This window comes from Rhodococcus sp. IEGM1339 (genome assembly GCF_050321925.1).
In the GTDB taxonomy this organism is placed as follows: domain Bacteria; phylum Actinomycetota; class Actinomycetes; order Mycobacteriales; family Mycobacteriaceae; genus Rhodococcus; species Rhodococcus pyridinivorans.
On record NZ_JBNQFT010000022.1, the window covers coordinates 60,004 to 82,941 of the forward strand.

The window sequence follows — 22,938 nt, forward strand, 5'->3', positions numbered from 1 at the left end:
GGGTGAAGTGTCGTCGGGTACCCCTTCCGCAGGACACGGAAAGGAGAAGACGATGCCGAATCCGTCGATCAAGAACGAGAAGATGTACGAGGACCTGCGCGAGGACGGTGCCTCCAAGGAGAAGGCGGCCCGGATCTCCAACGCGGCTGCGAACGAGGGCAAGTCGCAGGTCGGGAAGAAGGGCGGCAAGTCCGGCTCCTACGACGACTGGACGGTCGACGACCTGAAGAAGCGTGCGAAGGAACTGGGCATGACCGGTTACTCCGACATGAAGAAGGACGAACTGATCGACGCACTGCGCAACCACTAGCCGCCCGGACCCCCGAGTTCGGGATCAGCCGAATTCGACACCCTGGGCGAGGGGCAGCTCCGTCGAGTAGTTGACGGTGTTCGTCGCCCGCCGCATGTATGCCTTCCACGCATCCGATCCGGATTCGCGCCCGCCACCGGTGTGCTTCTCCCCACCGAACGCGCCACCGATCTCGGCACCCGAGGTGCCGATGTTGACGTTGGCGATCCCGCAGTCCGATCGGGCGAGGAACAGTTCCGCCTCGCGCTGATCGAGCGTGAATATCGCCGACGACAGGCCCTGTGGTACACCGTTGTGCAAGGCGATCGCCTCGTCGAGGTCGTCGTAGTCGAGGACGTACAGGATCGGGGCGAAGGTCTCCTCGCGCACCACCTCGGTCTGCGCCGGCATCCGGACCAGCGCGGGCGAGACGTACACGCCACCACCGGCGACCTCCACTCGGTCGCCGCCGACGACGAGCGTGCCCCCGTCGGCCTGCGCGCGGTCGAGCGCCGCGGTCATCGTCTCGTAGGACCGTTCTGAGATGAGCGGACCCACGAGGACACCCTCGTCCAGCGGATTCCCCACCCGCAGACGCGAGTACGCCTTCACGATGCGCTCGACGAACTCGTCGGCGATCGACCGGTGCACGATCAGCCGGCGCAAGGTGGTGCAGCGCTGGCCCGCTGTTCCGGCGGCCGCGAACACGACGCCCCGGACGGCGAGGTCCTGATCGGCGGACGGAGCGACGATCGCCGCGTTGTTGCCGCCGAGTTCGAGCAGGCTCCGGCCGAACCGGGCCGCGACGCGCGGTCCGACGATCCGTCCCATCCGGCTGGAGCCGGTCGCACTGACCAGCGCGATGCGGGGGTCGTCGACGAGCGCTTCACCCACCGTGTGGTCGCCGAGGAGAAGATGGTGGAGTCCTTCGGGGGCGCCGACATCGGTGGCGGCGCGGCGCAGCAGCGCGTCGCAGGCGAGCGCGGTGAGCGGGGTGGTCTCCGACGGCTTCCACACCACCGAATCGCCGCATACCAGCGCGATCGCGGTGTTCCACGACCACACCGCCACGGGAAAGTTGAACGCGGAGATCACGCCCACCACGCCGAGCGGATGCCAGATCTCCATGAGCCGGTGCCCGGGCCGCTCGGATGGCATCGTCCGCCCGTAGAGCTGTCGCGACAGACCGACGGCGAACTCACAGACGTCGATCATCTCCTGCACCTCGCCCGCGGCCTCCGACGGGATCTTCCCCGCCTCCAGGGTGACGAGCTCGGCGAGATGCCGCTTGTGCTCGACGAGCAGTTCGCCGAGCCGTCGCACCACGCGGCCGCGCACCGGGGCGGGGACGTGGCGCCACTGCTCGAAGGCCCGTGCCGCCGCGGTGATCGTCGCATCGACCTCGGTGGCCGAGTGGACGGGTACGTGCCCGAGCACGCTGCCGTCGATCGGGCTGGTCACCGCGAGTGTCACGCCGGCGGGCAGGGCGCTGTCGGGCACGGCGTCGGCGCCGCACTGCCTCAGCGCGGTCGCCGCGCGGTCGGCGAGATCGGTGGTCGCATTCATCGGTGAGCTCCTTTGCTGCTCGGATACCCTGCGCTGGTGCCCGAATCCTCGAGAAACGACTCGTCGAAGGAGTCGCTGGACGACATCGATCGGATGTTGCTGCGCGAACTGGTCGCCGACGGTCGCGCGACACTCGCGGCGCTCGCCGAGAAGGCAGGGCTGTCCGTCTCGGCCGTGCAGTCGCGGGTGCGCCGGCTCGAAGCGCGCAGCGTGATCCGCGGATACAGTGCGCGCGTCGATCCCGAAGCGCTCGGGCTGATGCTGTCGGCGTTCGTGGCGATCACCCCTCTCGATCCGTCGCAACCCGACGACGCGCCGGCCCGCCTCCGGCACATCTCCGCGATCGAATCGTGTCATTCGGTGGCAGGCGACGAAAGCTACATCCTCCTCGTGCGTGTCGAGTCTCCTCGCGCTCTCGAGCGGTTGCTGCAGGAGATCCGGGCGACCGCCAATGTCGCCACCCGCAGCACCGTCGTTCTGCAAACATTTTACGAACGATAGGCCTCTGCGCCGTAAATGTTGCTGTGATACCGGGTTTGTCCCGTTGAGTTTCGCGTACGGTGGGGTCATGAGCACTGCATTCCGAAACCCGGACGGTGCCGAGAATCTCGCCCCCGACCGGGTACACAGCATCCTCGGCCGGCACATGCTCGCCGACGGTTTCGACCTCGTCCTCGATCTCGACCGCTCCCGCGGAGTCCGCCTCGTCGACGCCCGGGACGGAACGACCTATCTCGACATGTTCGGGTTCTTCGCGTCGTCCACGCTCGGGATGAACCATCCCGCGCTGACCGATCCGGAGGCAGCGCACGAACTCGCCGCCGTCGCGGCGAACAAGCCCAGCAACTCCGACATCTACACCGTGCCCATGGCGCGCTTCGTCGAGACCTTCGTGCGCGTTCTCGGCGACCCGGCGCTCCCGCACCTGTTCTTCGTCGACGGTGGTGGGCTCGCCGTGGAGAACGCACTCAAGGTCGCGTTCGACTGGAAGAGCCGTCTCAACGAATCCCGCGGTCTGCCCGCCCACCTGGGCGGATCGGTGCTGCACCTGACCGAGGCCTTCCACGGCCGCACCGGGTACACGCTGTCGCTGACCAACACCGATCCGGTCAAGACCGACCGGTTCCCCAAGTTCGACTGGCCGCGCATCGACGCGCCCTATCTCACCGAGGGGCGCGACGTCGCCGCGGCCGAGGAGAAGGCCCTCGAGCAGGCACGCCGCGCCTTCGCCGAACGTCCGCACGACATCGCGTGCTTCATCGCCGAACCGATCCAGGGCGAAGGCGGCGACCACCACTTCCGTCCCGAGTTCTTCCGGGCGATCGCGCAGTTGTGCCGGGAGAACGATGCCCTGATGATCTTCGACGAGGTGCAGACCGGTGCCGGCACGACCGGCACCGCGTGGGCCTACCAGCAGCTCGGCGTCACCCCCGACATCGTCGCCTTCGGCAAGAAGACGCAGGTGTGCGGCATCATGGCCGGTGAACGCATCGACGAGGTGCCCGACAACGTGTTCGCCGTGAGCTCGCGGATCAACTCGACGTGGGGCGGCAATCTCACCGACATGGTGCGGGCCCGTCGCATCCTCGAGGTCGTCGAGCACGACCGGCTCATCGACCGTGCCCGGTTGAGTGGAGCGCACCTGCTGTCGGGGTTGCAGCAACTCGCCACGCGACGACCGGTCGTCACCGAGCCGCGCGGACGCGGACTGATGTGCGCGGTCGACCTCCCGACTCCGGAGATCCGCGACGAGGTGCTGCGACGGCTGTACCGCGACGAGCACGTCCTCGTGATCGGGACGGGCACGCGTGGCATCCGCTTCCGGCCACCGCTCGTCGTCACCACCCACGAGCTCGACGAGACCGTCGCCGCACTCGACAGGGTGACCTCGCAGTACGAATGACGGGGCGGGTCCCCCTGTTCGCGGCCGGACGACGGTAGCTTGTCGGATATGGCCGATGCACTGGACGAGACCGTAACCGGCGGCGAATCCTTCGCGATTCCGTCGCTGGTCAACCTGAGGGACATCGGCGGTTGCCGGAGTTCGTTCGGCGGCGTGGTCCGCACCGGGGTGGTCTTCCGCTCCACGGACCTCAGCCGCCTGACCGACACCGACGTCGAGACCCTCGAGGCCCTGAGCATCGCGACGGTTTTCGACCTGCGCACGCTCGAGGAACAGCAGCGCCGTCCCGATCGTGTCCCCGACGGTGCCCGGCACCTCGGGCTCGACGTCCTCGCCGACCGGCAGAGCGGATCGATCGCGGCCGCGCTGCCGGAACTCGTATCCAACCCGGAGCTGGTGGCGCAGACGCTCGGGGACGGTCGTGCTGTCGAGTACCTGCGGCAGAGCTACCGCGAGTTCGTCACGTTGCCGAGTGCCGTGGCGTCGTACCGGACCCTGGCGAGCACCGTCGCCCACGGAGACGTTCCAGGGCTCGTGCACTGCAGTGCCGGCAAGGACCGCACCGGCTGGGCGGCGGCCTCGCTGCTCCTGTTCGCCGGCGCCGACCAGGAAGCGGTCTTCGCCGACTACCTGCGCACGAACGACGAACTGCTCCCGCATTTCGACGACTTCTTCGCCCGGTTCGCATCGCTCGGCGGCGATCCGGAACTGATCACACCCCTGCTCGGTGTGCGTCGCGAGTACCTCGAGGTGGCGATCGAGGAGGCGCTGTCGCGCTACGGAACCATCGAGCAGTACTTCGCTGCCGGACTCGGTCTCGACGACGACACCCTGCAGTCCCTGCGGATCCGGCTCGTCGATTCGAACGTGACCGCCTGACCGTCACCTCGGCGCCGGCGTGCTCAGGGTCGGCACGGGGACCGGACCGTAGCGTCGCCACCGCGGTCCGGGTGCGTAGGAGCGCAGCTCGTCGACTCGGCGTGCGACAGCGTCGGGATCGGCGAGTTCGGCACGGGCGTCGGGGTCGCGGAGATAGTGGTCGAGCACGGCGTCGAGGAGTTCGGGAGCGATCTCGAACCGGCGCCGGTCGATGCGGGCAGTGTGCCCGGGGCGGCGCCGGGATGAGGGACGTAGGTCGCCGTCCTTGCGGTCGTCGATGATCCGCCACGGCAGTGGAACCCGCGAACTCGTGGTGGCGCCACGCGCCGGTAGGGCCGGCACGACGACATAGAGGGGATCGGCCAGTACTCCGGACGCCGTTGCCTCCCAGGGGATCCAGGTGTCCGTGGCGTGATCGCTGAAGCGGATTCCCTCGGCGGAGAGTGTGATGTAACCGGGGCGTAGTTTGTGTCGGACGATGAGGAAGCAGTAGCCGACCTGCCACGCGCAGGCGAGGACGGCCAGGACGACGTTGATGTCCAGCCGCTGTTCGTCGGGCTCGCCCGTCAGCCAGATGAGCCCGAGGAGCATGAGCGTGAACGCTCCGATCTGGACGAAAGCGATCCGGAACACCCAGGACGCCTGCCGCAGAACCAGCGCCGGTGCCGTGGATCCGGTGTCCGCCGTGATGTGGTCCGCCTTCGTGCGAGGGCTGTACATGAGGAAGCCGAGCACCGGATACATGAGGATCGTGGCGCTCAGCGCCAGGATCACCGGCCAGCCCCTGGGCAGTTCGAGGGGAGCCCCCTGTACTGCCTGCTCGATCAACACTGCCGGGACGAGCAGCAGGAAGACGAGACCGACGATTCCGGTCCCGAGAACGACGAAAGGGGCACGCGAGTCGCCGTAGGTGCGGAGACCGTGGTCGTCAGAAGATGGCATCGAATGCTCCTCGTCCCAGCCTGGCCAATCCTCCGATGGAGGCACCGGCGAGTTCTTTGGTTGCGCTTGCAGCACTTCCGACTTCGGCCAGGCCAGCGCTGAAGGATCCACCGATCGATTTCGTGCTCGACTCGTAGAGATTGTCGACCGCGCCGGAGGTGAAGATTCCGGTGACCGTCCCTGCTGCTGCGCCGACCACCGCTCCGAACGCCGTGCCGGCGCCCGGAACGATCGACCCGACCATCGCACCTGCCGCGGAACCGGCGGCTATCGATGCTCCGAGACCGAGGCCGTTGGATACCACGGCCTGTTCGAGGGACTCACCACCCGCGAAATAGTCGAGCCCGACACCGGCGACGAGACCTATGGTCCCCGCGGCCCGGCCGGCGGTCCGGGACATCGATGCCATGTCGTCGAGGCGTCCGGTGGTCGCCACCAGATCGTCGAGTGGTTCCCGCGCAGAACCGAACAGACGTCGTAACTCGTCGTAGGGTGTGTCCGGCGAAAGCGAGAGAGATCGCTCCATCTCACGGATCGCCTCGGTCTGGAGGTGCTGCTGCATGGTGAGGAGGTCCGCGATCCTGCCTTGCAGGTTCTTGTCGACGTAGTCGAGCGCGGTGCTCACGAGGAAGGACGCGGACCACAGGTGTCCGGTCCAGGTGTTCGTGGCGGTTGCGACTGCGACGGACCAGCGAGCGTGCACCGCCTCGGCGGCGTCACTCGCTTCTTGATATGCCGAGGTCCTCCGGAAAGCGGCTTCGTCGTCACCCGGGGGAGGATTACCGATCGTGTTGCATACGACCGGCAATCCCGCGGCCAAGGCACGAGCGCGGATGTCGGCCATGTCGGACAGGGCGCGCGACAGTTCGTCCGACAGGTCCGCGAAGACATCGGCGGTCTTCGATGTCCGCGCGTGGAAATCGTCGATGGCGTGGACGTGTTCGCTCGACCTGCCGAGATAGGTCTCGGAAGCGTCGCCCTCCCAAGCGTCGTCGGCGATGCGGCGCGCCCGGGCTGCGGCGTCGGCGACGTTCCCGATCGTGGTGCCCAGCGTCGTGCGGATCCAGTCCTCGACCCGTCGGATATCGGTGGGGTTGCCGGCGATGAAGGTGTCGATCGGCACGGTCACTCCGACCAGGTCCGGACGAGCGCGGCGGCGGCCTCGTCGTCGGCTTCCCGGTACGTCTGCGCTGTGGTCGTCAGCAGGCCACCCGTTTCGCCGAGCACCTCGACCATGCCGGCGAGGTCGGTGACGATCTGCGCAAGCATGCCGGTGAGCGGACCGGTCGCGAGACCCGCGTCCACACTCGTGGGGCAGGTGTCGACGAGATCCGCGGTGTCCGTGGCCGCACCCGTGTAGATGCCTGCGGCCCGATCGAGTTCGTCGGGATCGACGTACAGGCTCATCTCGCGTCTCCGGAGGCCGGGTGCCGACGTTCCGCTTCGGGTATCGGGACGTCGAGCAGCAGCGAATCCCACGGCTGTGCCTCCCGCAGTCGCGGGAGCATGTGCGTGGGCAGCACCAGCCACGGTTGCCCGGCGCCGCAACAGGAGTGGAGACGGTCGAGAGCCGTGTAGGCGAGCAGCGCGATGCGGCCGTCGCTGAGATACCGATAGTCGACGGTGGCATCGGCCGGATCCGGGACCGCTTCCGCGCAAGGTAGATAGAGATACGGCGGGAGCACCGTCGGTAGTGCGTCCGCGACCTGTTCCTGCGACATTCGTTCCCCCGTGAGCAGCCTGTCCGATCCCCCGTCGGACTGTCGGCGCAGAGGAGGCTACCAGCGTCAGGGTTTGTGACGAATCACGGATTGATGCTTACGGTTTCGACCGTACGCGAGAACGTGAGCCGACGACGGCCGCGACGGCGAGGCCGATCGCAACGCCGACGAGATCGGCGCACCAGTCCCAGAACGACCCGGAGCGCCGGACCGCGACGGTGGCCTGGAGGATCTCCGTCAGCACGCCGTAGAGGCCCAGCCACACCACCGTGACGACGGGGGAGATCCGTGCGTAGCGGGAGCAGAGCGCGAGCGCCAGGAACATCAGCGCGTGTGTGACCTTGTCGGCGTGCGGCGGGCCGCTCGGCACCGTGCTGCCGGGGGAGAGCAGCATCGCGGTGATGACGACGACCGCGAGGATCAGGGGCAGTGCACGATGCCGGAGGAGCGTGGACGGCACGGTTCAGGCGTTCTACTTCTCGTCCCGCCGGGCGTTGGCGCCGCTGTCGGTGCTGTGCCCGTCCCGGTCGCGACCGGCGAACAGGACGATGCCCACGGCGGGGATCAGCAGGAAGAACAACCACGTGTCGAAGGTGAAGAACAGCACGAGCGCGACCAGCGGCGTCAGGCCCATCACGACCTCGCGCCACCGCTCGGGATCCCTCTTCGGGATGATCACCGGAAGATCGTCCCGGGTCGTGGTCGAGCTATCGGTGAGGTGGGCGGGCAGGTCGGTGAACAGCACGTCGAGATCACCGCGCGTCCCGGCCGCCGACGCCATCGCGCTGCGTTCGTCGAACTCCGACAGCGTCAGCCGGCCGAGCGCGAAGTGCTCGCCGAGCAGGTCGAGAGCCTCACTGCGTTCTGCGTTGCCGATCCGGACGTCGGGGTGTTCGGGCATGCCGGCCACACTAACCTGTGCCGTCGGACCGGCAACAGCCACGGGCACCTCTCGAAGAGCTGTGATATCCGCTACAGGATCTCTGCAACAGCAGAAGGACGCGGCCGGGTACCGCGAGGTCAGGACGGCCCGCGGCCCTCGCCGAGGAGCCGGTAGGCCCGGCGACCCGCGACGAACAGCACACCGAAGGCGATGAGCAGCGCGATCGGGTGCCGGAAGACGACGATCACGAGCAGCGCGACCAGGATGAACGGAACCAACGTGAGCAGCTGTTCCGCCAGATCGCGTGGCCCGGTGGTGGCCATCGCGGCCGGCGCCGAGGGCAGGTCGGCGAACAAGGGGATCAGGTCGCCACGCACCGTGGCCTGCGTGGCGAGTGCGACCCGCTCGTCGAATTCCGCCAGGCTGAGACGGCCCGCGGCGAAGTGCTCGCCGAGCAGCGCTACGGCTTCTTCACGCTCGGCGGTGCCGATGCGGATGTCGGGGCGGTCGGCCATGACTCCAGGCTAGTGGTTTTTCGCGCGCATGAGCCGGTCACGGGGGCCCGATACGGCGAGGTCCCCCGCATCGTGAGCGATGCGGGGGACCGTCGGCCGTACTGCTCGAGCGTTGCTCGGGCGGGGTCCTATTTGATCTCGGTGAGCACGGTGCCCTGGGTGACCGCGGCACCCGGCTCGACCGCCAGGCCGGTGACGACGCCCGCCTTGTGGGCGTTGACCGGGTTCTCCATCTTCATGGCCTCGAGCACGGCGATGAGCTCGCCCTCGGCGACCTCCTGGCCCTCGGCGACCGCGACCTTGACGACCGTGCCCTGCATGGGTGCGGTCACCGCGTCGCCCGACGCCTTGCCCGCGCCGCCGCCACCGCGCTTGCGGGGCTTGGGCTTCTTGCGGATCGCGCCGGCACCGCCGCCGTTACCGCCGAGCGAGAACTGGCCGGGCAGCGACACCTCGACGCGACGTCCGCCGACCTCGACGACGACGGTCTGACGCGGCAGGGCCTCGTCCTCGTCCTCGATCGGGGCACCACCGGTGTACGGCTCGATGGTGTTCTCCCACTCGTTCTCGATCCACTTGGTGTAGACGTCGAACTTCTCGCCGTCGCCCACGAACGCCGGGTTCTCGACGATGTGGCGGTGGAACGGGATGACCGTGGCCAGGCCCTCGACCTCGAACTCGGCCAGCGCGCGGGCAGCACGCTGCAGCGCCTGCTCGCGGGTCTCACCGGTGACGATCAGCTTGGCGAGCATCGAGTCGAACTGGCCGCCGATGACGTCGCCGGCGACGACACCCGAGTCGACACGCACGCCGGGGCCCGTGGGCTCCTTGTAGACGGTGATCGGGCCGGGGGCGGGGAGGAAGCCGCGACCGGCGTCCTCCCCGTTGATGCGGAACTCGAAGGAGTGGCCGCGCGGGGTCGGGTCCTCGGTGAGCTCGAGCTTCTCGCCGTTGGCGATGCGGAACTGCTGACGCACGAGGTCGATGCCGGCGGTCTCCTCGGTGACCGGGTGCTCGACCTGCAGGCGGGTGTTGACCTCGAGGAAGGAGACGGTGTCGCCCTGCACGAGGTACTCGACCGTGCCGGCGCCGTAGTAACCGGCTTCGCGGCAGATGGCCTTGGCGGAGTCGTGGATGCGCTTGCGCTGCTCGTCGGTCAGGAACGGCGCGGGGGCCTCCTCGACGAGCTTCTGGAAGCGGCGCTGCAGCGAGCAGTCGCGGGTGCCGGCGACGATGACGTTGCCGTGCTGGTCGGCGATGACCTGGGCCTCGACGTGGCGGGCCTTGTCGAGGTACTGCTCGACGAAGCACTCGCCGCGACCGAAGGCGGCGACGGCCTCACGGGTGGCCGACTCGAACAGTTCGGGGATCTCCTCGATGGTCTGCGCGACCTTCATGCCGCGTCCACCACCGCCGAAGGCGGCTTTGATCGCGACCGGCACGCCGTACTTCTCGGCGAACTCGACGACCTCGTCGGCGTTCTTGACCGGGTCCTTGGTGCCGGCCGCCATCGGAGCCTTGGCGCGCTCGGCGATGTGGCGGGCGGTGACCTTGTCGCCGAGGTCGCGGATGGACTGCGGCGAGGGGCCGATCCAGATGAGGCCGGCGTCGATCACGGCCTGGGCGAAGTCGGCGTTCTCGGAGAGGAAGCCGTAGCCGGGGTGGATGGCGTCGGCGCCGGACTTGGCCGCGGCGTCGAGGATCTTGTCGAACACCAGGTAGGACTCGGCCGAGGTGTTGCCGCCCAGTGCGAACGCCTCGTCGGCGAGCTTCACGAACTGTGCGTCTGCGTCCGGTTCGGCGTAGACGGCGACACTGCCGTAGCCCGCGTCCTTGGCGGCTCGGATGACCCGCACAGCGATTTCGCCGCGATTCGCGACGAGCACCTTCGTGATCTGCGCGCTGGCATGACTGGGCACGGAGCCTCCTGTTGATCGATCGTTAGGTTATTTCCGTCGACGGGCAGTCTAAGCGCCATTCGGATCGACGATGTAACCGGATGCCCGTATACATTACGGCGGCCGTTCGAGCGCACAATGCTACTCACCGGTAGGTGGGACTGCCGCCGTTTCCGGCCGTGCGATCCACGGTCCACCCACCGCGACCTCGTGCATCAGTTCGCGGGTGCGCGTCAGAAGGCTCGGGACGTTCTTGTCCGCGACCGTATTGTCTGGAAATCGCGCCGACATGTTCACACCCTCGGGCGTGCGGTTGATCCAGACGTAGACGTCGTGGGTGAAGCTGCGGCTGCGCAGCGCCTGAGCGTTCCATTCGGGCCACTGGGCGGCCATCGGTACGAACCGCACGTCCATGTACGAGACGACGAAACGTGGACGGATGGGCACGCCGAGGAGTTCGCCCACCCGCGCGAACGGCACTCGTGCGCTCGCGCGGGTGCGGTGCAGTTCGTCGCCGGCCCGCATCGCCAGGGTCTCGAAATCCGTTGTGTCCGTGAGTTTCAGATCGATCGGACGCAGACCGACGAACCATCCGAGCGAACCCGCCCAGATCGGCCCGGCGCGGGTGTGCGCGGGCGCGACGGTCCGGAACCGATCCGCACCGGTGAGTTCGGCCGTCGCCCGGCCGAAGCACGCCAGCACGCCGGCGAAGAATCCCGTCCCGGCGCGTCGGCAGCATGCGGAGAAGGCGCTCGCCTCGTCGTCGTCGAACCAGCGTTCCGACAGTCGTTGCTGGGGTGTGGCGTGCGCGGGTCGCGCCCCGATCGGGAGGGGGAAGGCGGGCGGTTCGCCGCCGCATTCGGTGAGGGTCCGCCGCCAGATCTGCACGGCCTCGTCGTCGTCGTCGAGATGCGCGGACTCGTCGCGTTCGGCGGCGCCGAAGTCGATGTAGCTGCCCACCGGGAACAGGTCGGCGGCGCGACCGGTGCGCTCCTCCTCGTAGAGCGCCGAGATCTCGTGCGCCACGAGCACCACCGAGTACCCGTCGATGATGGAGTGGTCGGCGCCGAAGAAGACTGTGAACCGCTCGTCGGTGTCCTTCGCGCTTTCTGCGCTGTCGGGATCCCCGTCCGGTGTCCGCTCGAGCGTCGCGAAGACGTAGGACGGCCACAAGTGCGGGGTCGTGTAGTCGTCGAACAGACCGAGCAGGTGCTCGTGGATGGTGTCGGGATCGGCGGGATCGTGCCGGATGGGTCGCACCGACACCCGGCCGGGGGGAGCGGTGCGCCGCACCAGACCGCCGCCGCTCTGCTCCTCGTCGAGGTGCGCGTGGCTGCGCAGCGGTTCGTGCCGATCGATCCAGCGCTGCAGGGCCCGCCGGAACCGCTCGGTGTCGAGGGGCCCGGGGACCTCGAAGGCCGTGCCGAGCCAGGAGTCGCGGCCCCCGCCGTACCGGACCCCCGAGGTGCGCCTGAGATGCGCCTCGTGGATGTACGAGGCGGGACGAGGGTCCTCGCGCCAGTCGTCCTCGGCCGCACACGGCAGCCATTCGGTGAGAACGCCCGGGGGGATCCGGTAGTCGGCGAGCTCGGTGAACTCCATGACCGCGTCAGGTTCGGAGATGCCGCTTGATGCGCGTGAGCATCGCGCTCATCCCTCGCAGCCGCAGCGGGCTGACCGCCTCGGCGAGACCGAGCGAGGCATAGAAGTCGTCGGGCACGTCGAGGATCTCCTGTGCGCTGAGACCGTCGAGTCCCTGCTGCAGGATCGATGCGAATCCGCGGGTGGTCGGGGCTTCGGCGGGTGCGCTGAAGTGGAGCTTCACCTGCGACCGGTCGGATGCGTCGACGGACAGGAACAGCGGCGACTGGCACTCGGGCACCGGCTCCATCGCCGCTTCCTCGAGTTCGGCGGGAAGCGGCGGGAGCTCGCGGCTGAATTCGAGAAGCAACTGCAGCTTGTCCTGACCTTCGACGGCAGCGAAGTCGTCGACGATCTCGGCGAGGGGGGCGGGAATGCTCATGCGGCCGGCGCTTCTCCGGGCTCGTCGCCCTTGGCGATGGGCACGCGGACGGCGTTGCCCCACTCGGTCCACGAACCGTCGTAGTTGCGCACGTTCGAGTATCCGAGCAGGTAGGTGAGGACGAACCAGGTGTGGCTCGAGCGCTCGCCGATCCGGCAGTAGGCGATCACGTCGGCGTCCTGGTCGATGTCGCCGTAGATCTCCTCGAGTTCGGGCCGCGCACGGAACCGGCCGTCGGGCGCCGCTGCCTTCGCCCACGGGATCGACACCGCGGTGGGGATGTGGCCACCGCGCAGGGCGCCTTCCTCCGGGTAGTCGGGCATGTGGGTGCGCTCGCCGGTGTACTCCTGCGGCGACCGCACGTCGACCAGCGGGCCCTTGCCCAGGTGCGCGAGGACATCGTCCTTGAATGCGCGGATCCGGGCGTCGTTGCGCTCGACGACCGGGTAACCGCTCGTCGTGGCGGCGGGGATGTCGAGGGTGGTGTCGCGGTTCTCGGAGATCCACGCGTCGCGTCCACCGTCGAGCAGGCGGACGTCCTCGTGGCCGAAGAGGGTGAAGACCCACAGTGCGTAGGCAGCCCACCAGTTGGACTTGTCGCCGTAGATGATCACGGTGTCGGTGCGGCGGATGCCCTTGCGATCCATGAGCGCGGCGAACTGCTCGCCGTCGATGTAGTCGCGGGTGACGGGGTCGTTGAGATCGAGATGCCAGTCGATCTTCACCGCACCGGGGATGTGCCCCACGTCGTAGAGCAGGACGTCCTCGTCGGACTCTACGACCTTCACTTCGGGATGACCGAGATGAGCGGACAACCACTCCGTCGACACGAGACGGTTGGGATCGGCGTATACCGCGAACGAAGGGTTGCTATCGGGTGCGACGGGCACATGGGCTCCTGAGGCTGTGGTGGCAGGTGCGCCGTCGATTCTAGGCGGTACCGTGACGGGACGTGACCCGCAGTGACACCCACGGCGACCGGCCGGCCCCAATCGAGCTCGCATCGCGGGAGCACATCGACCTGCTGGTCCGGCGGTTCTACGAACGGGCCCTCGACGATCCCGTGCTCGCGCCGGCCTTCGACGTCCTCGCCGTGATCGGACTCGACGACCATCTGGTAGTGGTCGGCGACTTCTGGGAGCAGATCCTCTTCCGCACCACCCGCTATCGCGGAGCGTTCGTGCCGGTGCACCGGGCGCTGCACGGACACCACGGACTGACCCCCGCCCGGTTCGAGCGGTGGTTGCAGTTGTGGTGCGGGACCGTGGACGAGATGTTCCACGGCGTGGATGCCGAACGTGCGAAGACCAAGGCCGAGGCGATGGTGGGCTCGTTGCAGAAGACCTTGTACGGCGGCACGGCCCGATAGTGCCGGGTACGGCTCAGTTCTCGAGCGCCTCGACGGGGATCGCGGCGTTCTCGGCCCACAACCGGGCGACGGAGATGCCGACCTCGGCGAGGAGGCGCCGCACCAGCGGGAGCCCGATGCCGATCACCGACGACGGATCGCCTTCGATGCCCTCGACGAACCAGCCCCCGTGACCGTCGAGCGTGAAGGCCCCGGCCACCTCGAGCGGCTCACCGCTGTCGAGATAGGCCTCGAGTTCCTCGTCCGTGGGGATGCCGAAGTGCACCACGGTGCCGCTGTGGTCGGCGGCCTCCGCGACGACCTCGTCGTCGCGGAGACGGAGCACGGCATGACCGGTGAGCAGCTCGCCGCTGCGGCCTGCCATCGCCCGCCAGCGCTCGCGGGCCGCCTCGACGGTGCCGGGCTTGCCCTGCAGAGCGCCGTCGATCAGCAGCATCGAGTCGCAGCCGATGACGACGGCGTCGCGCAGCTTCTGCTCGCGCAGGACGGGCAGGATGTCGGTGGCCTTGGCGCGGGCAAGCTCGGTGACCACCTGCGCCGGCGGCGTGCCGGGGCCGAGGGACGCGATGAGCGCGTCCTCGTCGACCTCCGACACCTGCACCAACGGCTTCACGCCCGCCGCGTGGAGAACCGCGAGGCGGGCGGGTGAAGCCGAGGCCAGAACGAGCCGGGGCATGTCAGCCGCGGTTCGGGTACGAATACGGCGAGAACGGCGCCCACTGCCGGTGCGTCCGCGTCGGATCGCCCCAGGTCTCGGGCGGCCGGGTGTCGACCACCTCGTCGCCCGCCGACGCAGCGGCAGCGGCGAGCACGGCGACGAGAGCCGCGATCTCCTCGTCGGCGGGGTTGCCCTTGACGATGCGGATGGCAGCCGCGGTTTCGGCGACCGCGGTGCTCTCCTGGGCGGCTTCGGTCGCGTCGTCGGCGGCCGTGGCCTCGACCGCGGGCGGCTGCTCTTCGACTTCGAACTCGGTGATGATCTTGTCCTCTGCCGTCGCTGTCACAGGGCACCCCCCGGGTACGCGTCCACACAGGCATCGGATGCCCACCGGGTCGCTGTCATGTCGATCCCTCTCTCGGGTTCATCGCACGTCGTCGGCGACGTGCTACGCCGTACGGTCGCGGCAGGACCGAGCTGCGCCCGGTCCTGCCGCCGAGCGTCACAGCGGAATGTTTCCATGCTTCTTCGGCGGGAGCGAAACCATCTTCCGCTCGAGCAGGCGCAGCGCGGAGACGATCTGTCCGCGCGTGTGCGACGGCGGGATCACCGCATCGACGTAACCGCGCTCGGCGGCGACGTACGGGTTCACCAGGGTGTCCTCGTACTCGTTCTGCAGCTCGAGGCGCAGCGCGTCGACGTCCTGACCGTTCTTGGCGGCCTCGAGCAGGCGCTTGCGGTAGACGAAGCCGACGGCGCCGGAGGCACCCATGACGGCGATCTGCGCGGTGGGCCATGCGAGGTTGACGTCGGCACCCATGTGCTTGGAACCCATGACGTCGTACGCGCCGCCGTAGGCCTTGCGGGTGATGACCGTGATCTTGCCGACGGTCGCCTCGCCGTAGGCGTAGAGCAGCTTGGCGCCGCGGCGGATGATGCCGTTGTACTCCTGCTCGGTGCCGGGCAGGAAGCCGGGAACGTCGACGAGCGTGATGATCGGCACGTTGAACGCGTCGCAGGTGCGGACGAAGCGCGCGGCCTTCTCGGACGCGTCGATGTCGAGGCAGCCGGCGAACTGCGTGGGCTGGTTGGCGACGATGCCGACGCTGCGGCCGTCGACGCGCCCGAAGCCGACGATGATGTTCTTCGCGCGCTCGGCCTGGACCTCGAGGAACTCGTCGTCGTCGAGCAGGCGACGAATGACCTCGTGCATGTCGTACGGCTGGTTCGGTGAATCCGGGATGAGCGTGTCGAGCTCGATGTCCTCGGCGGTGAGGGAGTCCTCGATCGCACCCTCGATCGGGTCGCTCGGCGCGAGGCGCGGTGCAGCGGCCTGGTTGTTGCTCGGCAGGTAGGACAGCAGGTCCTTGACGTAGTCCAGGGCGTCCTGCTCGCCGTCGGCGACGTAGTGCGCGACACCCGACTTGACCATGTGGGTGTGGGCGCCGCCGAGGTCCTCCATCGTGACATCCTCGCCGGTGACGGTCTTGATGACGTCCGGGCCGGTGACGAACATCTGGCTGGTCTGGTCGACCATCACGACGAAGTCGGTGAGAGCGGGGGAGTAGACGTGACCACCGGCCGCGGGGCCCATGATCAGCGAGATCTGCGGGATGACACCGGAGGCCTGCACGTTTCGGTGGAAGATCTCACCGTAGAGACCGAGGGAGACGACACCTTCCTGGATGCGCGCGCCGGCGCCTTCGTTGATGCCGATCAGCGGACGGCCGGTCTTGAGGGCCAGGTCCATGACCTTGACGATCTTCTCGCCGTAGACCTCGCCGAGGCTGCCGCCGAAGACGGTGGCGTCCTGCGAGAAGACGCAGACGTCGCGGCCGTCGATCGTGCCGTAGCCGGTGACGACGCCGTCGCCGAGCGGACGGTTGTCGGCCAGGCCGAAGTTGGTGCTGCGGTGGCGAGCGAGGGCGTCGAGTTCGACGAACGATCCTTCGTCGAGGAGCGCCTGGATGCGCTCGCGAGCGGTCAGCTTGCCCTTGGCGTGAACCTTCTCGACTGCGGCCTCACCGACCGGGACCTTGGCCTGTGCTTGACGGTTGCGCAGGTCGGCCAGCTTGCCGGCGGTGGTGTGGATATCGGGCGTACTCGCCGCCTCGGGCGCGGACGGCTCCTGGACAGTGGTCATGGCCAGTCAGCTTAGCGATCGTCATACAAGGCCGCTGCATCGAGGTCCCGAAGGCCGGACCACCGCTCCGGACCTACCGGCGGGTAGGTGGCGAAGGCCCACTTTAGGCTGTGTACATGGCATCCGACCGGCCCACGACCGATCTCCTCGCCCTCCGCACACCGCTCGACGAGGCGGCGTTGCGCGATGCCCTCGTCGGCGTCGAGCGCGAAGGTTTCTACACACGTCTCGACGTCGTCGCCGACACGGCCTCGACGAACGCGGATCTGCTCGCCGTCGCCGCGACCGGCGACGACCGTCGCGTGCTGCTCGCCGAGTTCCAGCACGGCGGCCGCGGTCGCCACTCCCGCACCTGGAACGGTGTGCCCGGCGCGCAGGTCATCGTGTCGGTCCTGCTGCGGCTGCCCGAGTGCCCCCTGCAGAACCTCGGTTGGCTCCCGCTGTTGTGCGGCATCGCCGCCGTCGACGCTGTGCGATCCGTGACCGGCGTTGCGGCACAACTGAAGTGGCCCAACGACGTCCTCGTCGACGGACGCAAGCTCGCCGGGATCCTCGTGGAGGTCGCGGCCACCTCGCCGGTGCCCACGGTCGTCGCTGGCATCGGCATCAACGCCACCCTCGGACGCGACGAACTGCCCGTCCCCACCGCCACCTCGCTGCTGCTCGAGGACGCCACCGAACTCGATCGCACGCCGCTCGCGCAGGCGCTGCTCGCCGGCTTCGGCGAGCGGATCCGGGCGTGGGCCCGGGCGGGATGGGACACCACCGAACTCGCCGCGGCCTACCGCGAACGATGCGGCACGGTCGGGCAGCGCGTCCGTGCGATCCTGCCCGGCGACACCGATCTGCACGGCGTCGCGACCGACGTCGACGACCAGGGACGGATCGTGATCCGCCCCGACGGCGGGGAAGAGTCCGTGGCGGTCGCTGCGGGCGACATCACACATCTGCGACCGGTCTGAGCACCCTGCGACTGCTCGCATCGGTACAAGACCGACATATGCCATCGTGGGCGGTATGGGATACCCGGAGGACGCCCTCGCACCCGAGGAAGAGTTGCTGCTGCACCGGCATCCGCACTGGAAGTCTCTCGTACTGCCGACGGCCACCTTCCTCGTGTCGACGATGGTCGCCGGTTTCCTGGTGGGACTCGTCCAGGCGCGGCTCGACGGTGCCGCCGCGACCTGGTGTGGCCTCGCCGTGGCCGCGGCGTGGATCGGCCTCGTCGGCTGGCGGTGCGTCCCTCCCTTCGTCGGGTGGCTCACCACGCACTTCATCGTCACCGACCGGCGCGTCCTCGTCCGCACCGGTGTGCTCACCCACACGGGTATCGACATCCCGATGGGCCGGATCAGCAACGTCCAGTTCCGGCACGGCCTCGTCGACCGGATGCTCCGGACCGGCACGCTCGTCGTGGTGTCCGCCGCCGACGATCCCATCGAGTTCGACGACATCCCTGACGTCCAGCAGGTGCACGCCCTGCTCTACCGGCAGGCCTTCGACGCGCAGAACCAGCGCCCCGGTGACCGTCACACCACCCGCTACCGGCGCGACGAGCACGGGCATGAGCACCGCAAGGGGTGGTGACCGCGAGTCGCAGGTGCGCCGACACGACCCGCCGGTAATCCCGACAAAGCGAACCGCGATCCGTACGCTGGCGTGGTGACTGCCGTTCTACTCGCCGAAGACGACGACGCAATCGCTGCACCGCTGTCCCGCGCACTGGGACGCGAAGGGTACGACGTGACCGTCGAGGACAACGGTCCGGCCGCGCTCGAACAGGCACTGTCGGGCAGGTTCGAACTGCTCATCCTCGACCTCGGTCTACCTGGGATGGACGGACTCGAAGTGTGTCGCCAGATCCGGGCGAGCCGCTCCGATCTGGCCGTGCTCATGCTCACCGCCCGCACCGACGAGGTCGACTTCGTCGTCGGTCTCGATGCCGGCGCCGACGACTACGTCGGCAAACCGTTCCGTCTCGCTGAGCTCATGGCGCGTGTGCGCGCGCTGTTGCGCCGGCGCGGCGGCCCGGAGAACGACGACATCGTGGACGTCGCCGGGATCCGGCTCGAACGTGCCGCGCGCCGTGTCCTCGTGGACGGCTCCGAGGTGACGCTCGCCAACAAGGAGTACGAGCTCCTGCGTGTGCTGCTCGAGCACGCGGGGCAGGTCGTCTCCCGCGACGCGATCCTCGAAGAGGTGTGGGGCGACGCCGACCTGCGCGGTTCGAAGACGCTCGACATGCACATGTCGTGGTTGCGCCGCAAGATCGGCGACGAGGGGCCGGCCGGGGAACGTCGCATCGCCACGGTGCGCGGTGTCGGTTTCCGGCTGAACACCGACTAGCGTCTCCGGCGTGCGCAGCCGCATCCTCAACGCCGTCCTGGCGACCGTGCTGCTCGTCGCGCTGTTGCTCGGCATTCCGCTGGCCTACACGGCGTTCCTGTTCGTCGAGGACACCGCCCGCCGCGACCTGCAGAACCGGCTCGAACGCATGGCCGACGAGATCATCGCCCAGGAGGGCACCGACGGATTCGTCGTCGGTGGTCTCGACACGAGTTCCCTGCGTCTGCTCGTCCCCACCGACGGGCGGGCTGTCGTGGTCTACCCGACACCCGAGAACGTCGCGGCGCGGCTGGACATCGGCACGCCGGTGCTCGGGGCGTCGATCGTCGAGTCGTTGTCGATGGGGACGTCCGGCTCGCTGCTCATCGAGGTGCCCTCGGAGAGCATGCGAACTCTGCAGCAGCAGGTGCTCGCCGCGGTGAGCCTGCTGGTGCTGCTGTCCGTCGCGGCCGGGGCGCTGGTCGCGGTGGCGACCGCCCGAAGACTCGCCGACCCGCTGCGCGACGTGGCGAACCGGGCGGCCCGTCTCGCCGAGGGCGACTTCCGCCCGGTGGCCCGGCGGCACGGTATCCCCGAACTCGATCGCGTCTCCGACGTGCTGGATTCGGCCGCCGTCGAGATTTCGCACCGCCTGCAGCGCGAGCACGCGCTCGTCGGCGACGTCTCGCATCAGCTCCGCTCCCGGATGACCGCGATCCGGCTGCGGCTCGACGAGTTGTCCACCCACGAGGATCCTGCCGTGGTGGAGGAGGCCGAGGCGGCCATGGCACAGGTGGACCGGCTGACCACCGCGATCGACGGTCTCGTGCGCCAGTCCCGCGACAGCAGTGCCGACCAGCGCACCGACGTCTCGGTGGTCGGCGAACTCACCGGTGTCGTCGCCGACTGGCGCGGTCCCTACGAGGAGGCGGGACGGGAGCTGGTGTTGCGCGGCGATCCGTCGTTGCGGGCGGCGGTGACCGGTTCGCGGTTGCGTGAGGCGGTGGCGGTGCTGGTCGACAACGCGCTCGTGCACGGAGGAGGCACGTGCACGGTCTCGGTGCGGCAGGTCGCGACCCGCGGCGACGTCACGGTGTGTGTCGAGGTGGCCGACGAGGGAGAGGGTGTCAGCGACGAGGTCGCGCCGTACGTCTTCGACCGCGGCTTCTCCGGGGGCGGGTCGACCGGGGTGGGACTGGCGCTCGCACGTGCCCTCGCGGAGGCCGACGGCGGTCGCCTCGAACTGCAGCGACGCCGGCCGGCACTGTTTGCGCTGTTCCTCGGCGCGCCCCGCGATCGGGACACCTGTACGCCGACCGGCACGCGCGAACCCCGCTAGACCTTCTTCCCGTCAGGAGCGGTCGAGCTGCTCGCTGGGCTCGCCCAGGGGGGCGTCCGGGACCATCTCCTCCGGAAAGACGAACTTCTTGAAGCAGTAGAAGCGGAAGATCATCTGCAGCAGGTTGCCGATGATGTACGCGCTGACGAAGTCGGCGATGTTCTCCGTCGCGAGGCTCACCTCGGGTACGCGCAGGTCGAAGACGTAACTCGAGATCCATAGCGGGATGAACGAGAGCACGACGCCGATACCGCTGACGAAGAAGAACAGGAACGCCTCGTGGGCGCGCTCGCGACCGCCGCGATTACGGAAGGACCATTCGCGGTTGAGGATGTACGAGCAGATCACCGCGACGACACCGGCGATGATCTTGGCGGTCACCGGCTTCTCGGACAGAACTGTGAGCTTGAGCGTGTAGAAGATCGCCGAGTCGATCACGAAGGTGGTGCCGCCGACGATGGCGAATTTGATCAATTCGCGATGCCGGAGCAACAGCCCCCGGAAAGGCTGGGGAACTCTGCTCAACGCTTCATCGACGATTGTCACTTGGAGAAGTGTACGAAACGAAGAGGTGAATTTCCGGAACCCGACCGCACATGTCGGCATTCCCACACCGCTGGGCGGGCCGGTGGGAGGTCCCTCGACGCTCGGCGGGGGAGCAGCGGAACGACGTCACGACATGCTGTGACACCATGGACAGCCGTGACAGGCAGACCTGAATCGTCCCCCAGATCCGATACGCCCCGCACCCTGACGACGGGCATGCCGGTCGTCACGATGATCGGTGGTGGACAGCTCGCGCGGATGACCCATCAGGCGGCGATCGCGCTCGGCCAGACGCTCCGCGTGCTCGCCGGGAGCGCCGACGAACCCGCCGCGCAGGTCAGCCCGAATGTGGTGCTCGGCAGCCATGACGACCTCGACGCCCTCCGCCGCGCCGCGACCGGCGCGCACGCGCTGACCTTCGATCACGAGGGTGTCCCGACCGAACATCTCGAGGTCCTGCAGCGCGAAGGCGTCGCGGTGCTGCCGCCCCCGCAGGCCCTGATCTACGCCCAGGACAAGATCGCGATGCGCAAGCGGCTCGGTGAGCTCGGCGCACCGATGCCGAAGTTCGCGGAGATCACCTCCGTCGAGGATGCCCGCGCCGCCCTCGACGCGCTCGGCGATCCGTACGTGCTCAAGGCCGCACGCGGTGGCTACGACGGCCGTGGCGTGTGGATTCTCGACGACCACGCCGAACTCGAGCGGGTCGTCGCCGACCAGCTCGCTGCCGGTGTCCCGCTCCTCGCCGAGGAGAAGGTCGAGTGGACGCGCGAGCTGTCGGCGATGGTCGCGCGGTCCCCGTTCGGCCAGGGCGCGTCGTGGCCGGTCGTCGAGACCGTCCAGCGCGACGGCCAGTGCGCCGTCGTCATCGCACCCGCCCCGAACCTGCCCGAGGACGTCGCCACCGCCGCCGAGCAGCTCGCGCTGCGCATCGCCGGTGAGCTCGGCGTCGTCGGTGTCATGGCGGTCGAGCTGTTCGAGACGCGCTCCGGTGAGCTGATCGTCAACGAACTGGCGATGCGTCCGCACAACTCCGGTCACTGGGGCATGGACGGTGCCCGCACCGGCCAGTTCGAACAGCACCTGCGCGCCGTGCTCGACTACCCGCTCGGCGACACGAGCCCGATCGCGCCGGTGACAGTGATGGCGAACGTGCTCGGCGCGCCCGAGGCGCCGGCGATGAGCATGGACGAGCGACTGCACCACCTGTTCGCCCGGATGCCCGACGTGCACGTGCACCTCTACGGCAAGGGTGAGCGCAAGGACCGCAAGATCGGCCACGTCAACGTGCTCGGCGCGCCGTCCGGGTCGATCGACGATCCCGAGTACGTCGCCGCCGTGCGCGAACGCGCGGAACGCGCGGCGCACTGGCTCTCGCACGCGGTGTGGACCGACGGTTGGAACGAACACACGGGAGAAATCGGTGAGTGACGTGGCACAGTGTGCACAGGTCGGCCTGATCATGGGCAGCGACTCGGACTGGCCGACCATGCAGGCCGCGGCCGAGGCGCTGGTCGAGTTCGGGATCCGCTTCGAGGTGGGTGTCGTCTCGGCGCACCGCACGCCGCAGCGGATGCTCGACTACGCCAAGGACGCCGCCGGCCGCGGGATCAAGGTCATCATCGCGGGCGCCGGCGGCGCCGCCCACCTACCCGGCATGGTCGCCTCGGCGACCCCGCTGCCGGTGATCGGCGTTCCGGTGCCGCTGAAGTACCTCGACGGTATGGACTCGCTCCTGTCGATCGTGCAGATGCCCGCCGGTGTCCCCGTCGCCACCGTCTCGATCGGCGGCGCCCGCAACGCGGGTCTGCTCGCCGCGCGCATCCTCGGTGCCTCCGATCCGGCGCTGCGCGAGCAGATGGAGAAGTTCCAGGCGGGTCTCGAGCAGATGGTGCTCGAGAAGGACGAGGCGCTGCGGCAGAAGCTGCTCGGCTGACGG

Annotated in this window: 27 protein-coding genes; 11 read left to right on the top strand and 16 right to left on the bottom strand. The window is 68.7% G+C overall.

The genetic code is table 11. The annotated features are described in order from the left end of the window. The first annotated feature begins 52 nt into the window (after positions 1-52). On the top strand, positions 53-310 hold the full coding sequence (locus tag ACQR3U_RS18365; RefSeq protein ID WP_006550162.1) for a DUF7218 family protein: 258 nt from the start codon (positions 53-55) through the stop codon (positions 308-310). Between the two features lie 24 nt (positions 311-334). Here ACQR3U_RS18365 and amaB read toward each other — a convergent pair whose 3' ends face one another. Beyond that, positions 335-1,855, bottom strand: coding sequence for an L-piperidine-6-carboxylate dehydrogenase (amaB, locus tag ACQR3U_RS18370; RefSeq protein ID WP_230811360.1), 1,521 nt, complete (start codon positions 1,853-1,855; stop codon positions 335-337). Positions 1,856-1,891: 36 nt separating this feature from the next. On the opposite strand from amaB, the gene ACQR3U_RS18375 reads away from it, so the two are divergent. The 3 genes from ACQR3U_RS18375 (at position 1,892) to ACQR3U_RS18385 (ending at position 4,637) form a co-directional block, all read left to right on the top strand. Beyond that, positions 1,892-2,356: an Lrp/AsnC family transcriptional regulator gene (locus ACQR3U_RS18375; protein WP_064060920.1), complete on the top strand. Its 465-nt coding sequence runs from the start codon at positions 1,892-1,894 to the stop codon at positions 2,354-2,356. A gap of 67 nt (positions 2,357-2,423) precedes the next feature. After that, positions 2,424-3,758, top strand: coding sequence for an L-lysine 6-transaminase (lat, locus tag ACQR3U_RS18380; RefSeq protein ID WP_230811361.1), 1,335 nt, complete (start codon positions 2,424-2,426; stop codon positions 3,756-3,758). 48 nt (positions 3,759-3,806) lie between these two features. Beyond that, on the top strand, positions 3,807-4,637 hold the full coding sequence (locus ACQR3U_RS18385) for a tyrosine-protein phosphatase (RefSeq protein ID WP_006550166.1): 831 nt from the start codon (positions 3,807-3,809) through the stop codon (positions 4,635-4,637). A gap of 3 nt (positions 4,638-4,640) precedes the next feature. On the opposite strand, the gene ACQR3U_RS18390 is transcribed toward ACQR3U_RS18385, so the two are convergent. The 11 genes from ACQR3U_RS18390 to ACQR3U_RS18440 all read right to left on the bottom strand — a co-directional run bounded on the left by ACQR3U_RS18390 (position 4,641) and on the right by ACQR3U_RS18440 (position 13,509). Further along, positions 4,641-5,579 (bottom strand): hypothetical protein, encoded by a 939-nt coding sequence (locus tag ACQR3U_RS18390; RefSeq protein WP_230811362.1) that lies wholly within the window; start codon positions 5,577-5,579, stop codon positions 4,641-4,643. After that, positions 5,566-6,702 (bottom strand): hypothetical protein, encoded by a 1,137-nt coding sequence (locus ACQR3U_RS18395; protein ID WP_230811363.1) that lies wholly within the window; start codon positions 6,700-6,702, stop codon positions 5,566-5,568. Before ACQR3U_RS18395 ends, ACQR3U_RS18390 begins: the two co-directional genes overlap by 14 nt. A 2-nt stretch (positions 6,703-6,704) precedes the next feature. After that, on the bottom strand, positions 6,705-6,986 hold the full coding sequence (locus ACQR3U_RS18400) for a hypothetical protein (RefSeq protein ID WP_230811364.1): 282 nt from the start codon (positions 6,984-6,986) through the stop codon (positions 6,705-6,707). Next, a complete protein-coding gene (locus tag ACQR3U_RS18405; protein WP_064060877.1) occupies positions 6,983-7,300 on the bottom strand; it encodes an SAV_915 family protein in 318 nt (105 codons plus the stop codon). Before ACQR3U_RS18405 ends, ACQR3U_RS18400 begins: the two co-directional genes overlap by 4 nt. A 97-nt stretch (positions 7,301-7,397) precedes the next feature. After that, complete coding sequence (locus ACQR3U_RS18410) at positions 7,398-7,760, bottom strand: VanZ family protein (protein ID WP_006550172.1); 363 nt, start codon at positions 7,758-7,760, stop codon at positions 7,398-7,400. Between the two features lie 12 nt (positions 7,761-7,772). Beyond that, positions 7,773-8,201 carry a DUF1707 SHOCT-like domain-containing protein gene (locus ACQR3U_RS18415; RefSeq protein ID WP_230811365.1) on the bottom strand — a complete coding sequence of 143 codons (429 nt, stop codon included), beginning with the start codon at positions 8,199-8,201 and terminating at the stop codon, positions 7,773-7,775. 119 nt (positions 8,202-8,320) lie between these two features. Further along, positions 8,321-8,698 (bottom strand): DUF1707 SHOCT-like domain-containing protein, encoded by a 378-nt coding sequence (locus tag ACQR3U_RS18420; RefSeq protein ID WP_006550174.1) that lies wholly within the window; start codon positions 8,696-8,698, stop codon positions 8,321-8,323. A 128-nt stretch (positions 8,699-8,826) separates the two neighbouring features. Next, entirely contained in the window at positions 8,827-10,617 is a 1,791-nt protein-coding gene (locus tag ACQR3U_RS18425; protein ID WP_230811366.1) for an acetyl/propionyl/methylcrotonyl-CoA carboxylase subunit alpha, read from the bottom strand. 120 nt (positions 10,618-10,737) lie between these two features. Next, positions 10,738-12,198 carry a condensation domain-containing protein gene (locus ACQR3U_RS18430; protein ID WP_019288523.1) on the bottom strand — a complete coding sequence of 487 codons (1,461 nt, stop codon included), beginning with the start codon at positions 12,196-12,198 and terminating at the stop codon, positions 10,738-10,740. A 7-nt stretch (positions 12,199-12,205) separates the two neighbouring features. Further along, positions 12,206-12,619 carry a SufE family protein gene (locus ACQR3U_RS18435; RefSeq protein WP_006550177.1) on the bottom strand — a complete coding sequence of 138 codons (414 nt, stop codon included), beginning with the start codon at positions 12,617-12,619 and terminating at the stop codon, positions 12,206-12,208. Next, positions 12,616-13,509, bottom strand: coding sequence for a sulfurtransferase (locus tag ACQR3U_RS18440; RefSeq protein ID WP_024101525.1), 894 nt, complete (start codon positions 13,507-13,509; stop codon positions 12,616-12,618). Before ACQR3U_RS18440 ends, ACQR3U_RS18435 begins: the two co-directional genes overlap by 4 nt. A gap of 62 nt (positions 13,510-13,571) precedes the next feature. On the opposite strand from ACQR3U_RS18440, the gene ACQR3U_RS18445 reads away from it, so the two are divergent. Next, positions 13,572-13,988 carry a group III truncated hemoglobin gene (locus ACQR3U_RS18445; protein ID WP_006550179.1) on the top strand — a complete coding sequence of 139 codons (417 nt, stop codon included), beginning with the start codon at positions 13,572-13,574 and terminating at the stop codon, positions 13,986-13,988. 13 nt (positions 13,989-14,001) lie between these two features. Here the strand turns inward: ACQR3U_RS18445 and ACQR3U_RS18450 are convergent, their stop codons facing one another. The 3 genes from ACQR3U_RS18450 to ACQR3U_RS18460 all read right to left on the bottom strand — a co-directional run bounded on the left by ACQR3U_RS18450 (position 14,002) and on the right by ACQR3U_RS18460 (position 16,789). Next, the gene (locus tag ACQR3U_RS18450) at positions 14,002-14,664 is read right to left on the bottom strand and encodes a Maf family protein (RefSeq protein ID WP_006550180.1); all 663 of its coding nucleotides are present in this window, start codon (positions 14,662-14,664) and stop codon (positions 14,002-14,004) included. 1 nt (position 14,665) lies between these two features. After that, positions 14,666-14,992 (bottom strand): acyl-CoA carboxylase subunit epsilon, encoded by a 327-nt coding sequence (locus ACQR3U_RS18455; protein ID WP_006550181.1) that lies wholly within the window; start codon positions 14,990-14,992, stop codon positions 14,666-14,668. Positions 14,993-15,148: 156 nt separating this feature from the next. Next, positions 15,149-16,789, bottom strand: a complete 1,641-nt coding sequence (locus ACQR3U_RS18460; RefSeq protein WP_019288520.1) for an acyl-CoA carboxylase subunit beta — start codon at positions 16,787-16,789, stop codon at positions 15,149-15,151. Between the two features lie 116 nt (positions 16,790-16,905). Between ACQR3U_RS18460 and ACQR3U_RS18465 the strand changes: the two genes are divergently transcribed. The 4 genes from ACQR3U_RS18465 (at position 16,906) to ACQR3U_RS18480 (ending at position 20,453) form a co-directional block, all read left to right on the top strand. Then, positions 16,906-17,751 carry a biotin--[acetyl-CoA-carboxylase] ligase gene (locus ACQR3U_RS18465; protein WP_072740420.1) on the top strand — a complete coding sequence of 282 codons (846 nt, stop codon included), beginning with the start codon at positions 16,906-16,908 and terminating at the stop codon, positions 17,749-17,751. Positions 17,752-17,806: 55 nt separating this feature from the next. Further along, positions 17,807-18,376: a PH domain-containing protein gene (locus ACQR3U_RS18470; protein WP_039584821.1), complete on the top strand. Its 570-nt coding sequence runs from the start codon at positions 17,807-17,809 to the stop codon at positions 18,374-18,376. Positions 18,377-18,451: 75 nt separating this feature from the next. Beyond that, positions 18,452-19,135 carry a response regulator transcription factor gene (locus ACQR3U_RS18475; protein WP_024101522.1) on the top strand — a complete coding sequence of 228 codons (684 nt, stop codon included), beginning with the start codon at positions 18,452-18,454 and terminating at the stop codon, positions 19,133-19,135. Between the two features lie 10 nt (positions 19,136-19,145). Continuing rightward, positions 19,146-20,453 (top strand): sensor histidine kinase, encoded by a 1,308-nt coding sequence (locus ACQR3U_RS18480; protein ID WP_006550186.1) that lies wholly within the window; start codon positions 19,146-19,148, stop codon positions 20,451-20,453. Between the two features lie 12 nt (positions 20,454-20,465). Here the strand turns inward: ACQR3U_RS18480 and ACQR3U_RS18485 are convergent, their stop codons facing one another. Then, positions 20,466-20,999 (bottom strand): GtrA family protein, encoded by a 534-nt coding sequence (locus ACQR3U_RS18485; protein ID WP_024101520.1) that lies wholly within the window; start codon positions 20,997-20,999, stop codon positions 20,466-20,468. Between the two features lie 156 nt (positions 21,000-21,155). Between ACQR3U_RS18485 and ACQR3U_RS18490 the strand changes: the two genes are divergently transcribed. Both ACQR3U_RS18490 and purE read left to right on the top strand, forming a co-directional pair. Continuing rightward, positions 21,156-22,430: a 5-(carboxyamino)imidazole ribonucleotide synthase gene (locus ACQR3U_RS18490; RefSeq protein WP_033097087.1), complete on the top strand. Its 1,275-nt coding sequence runs from the start codon at positions 21,156-21,158 to the stop codon at positions 22,428-22,430. After that, a complete protein-coding gene (purE, locus tag ACQR3U_RS18495; RefSeq protein WP_006550189.1) occupies positions 22,423-22,935 on the top strand; it encodes a 5-(carboxyamino)imidazole ribonucleotide mutase in 513 nt (170 codons plus the stop codon). The genes ACQR3U_RS18490 and purE overlap by 8 nt, the downstream gene beginning before the upstream one ends. Positions 22,936-22,938: the final 3 nt, after the last annotated feature.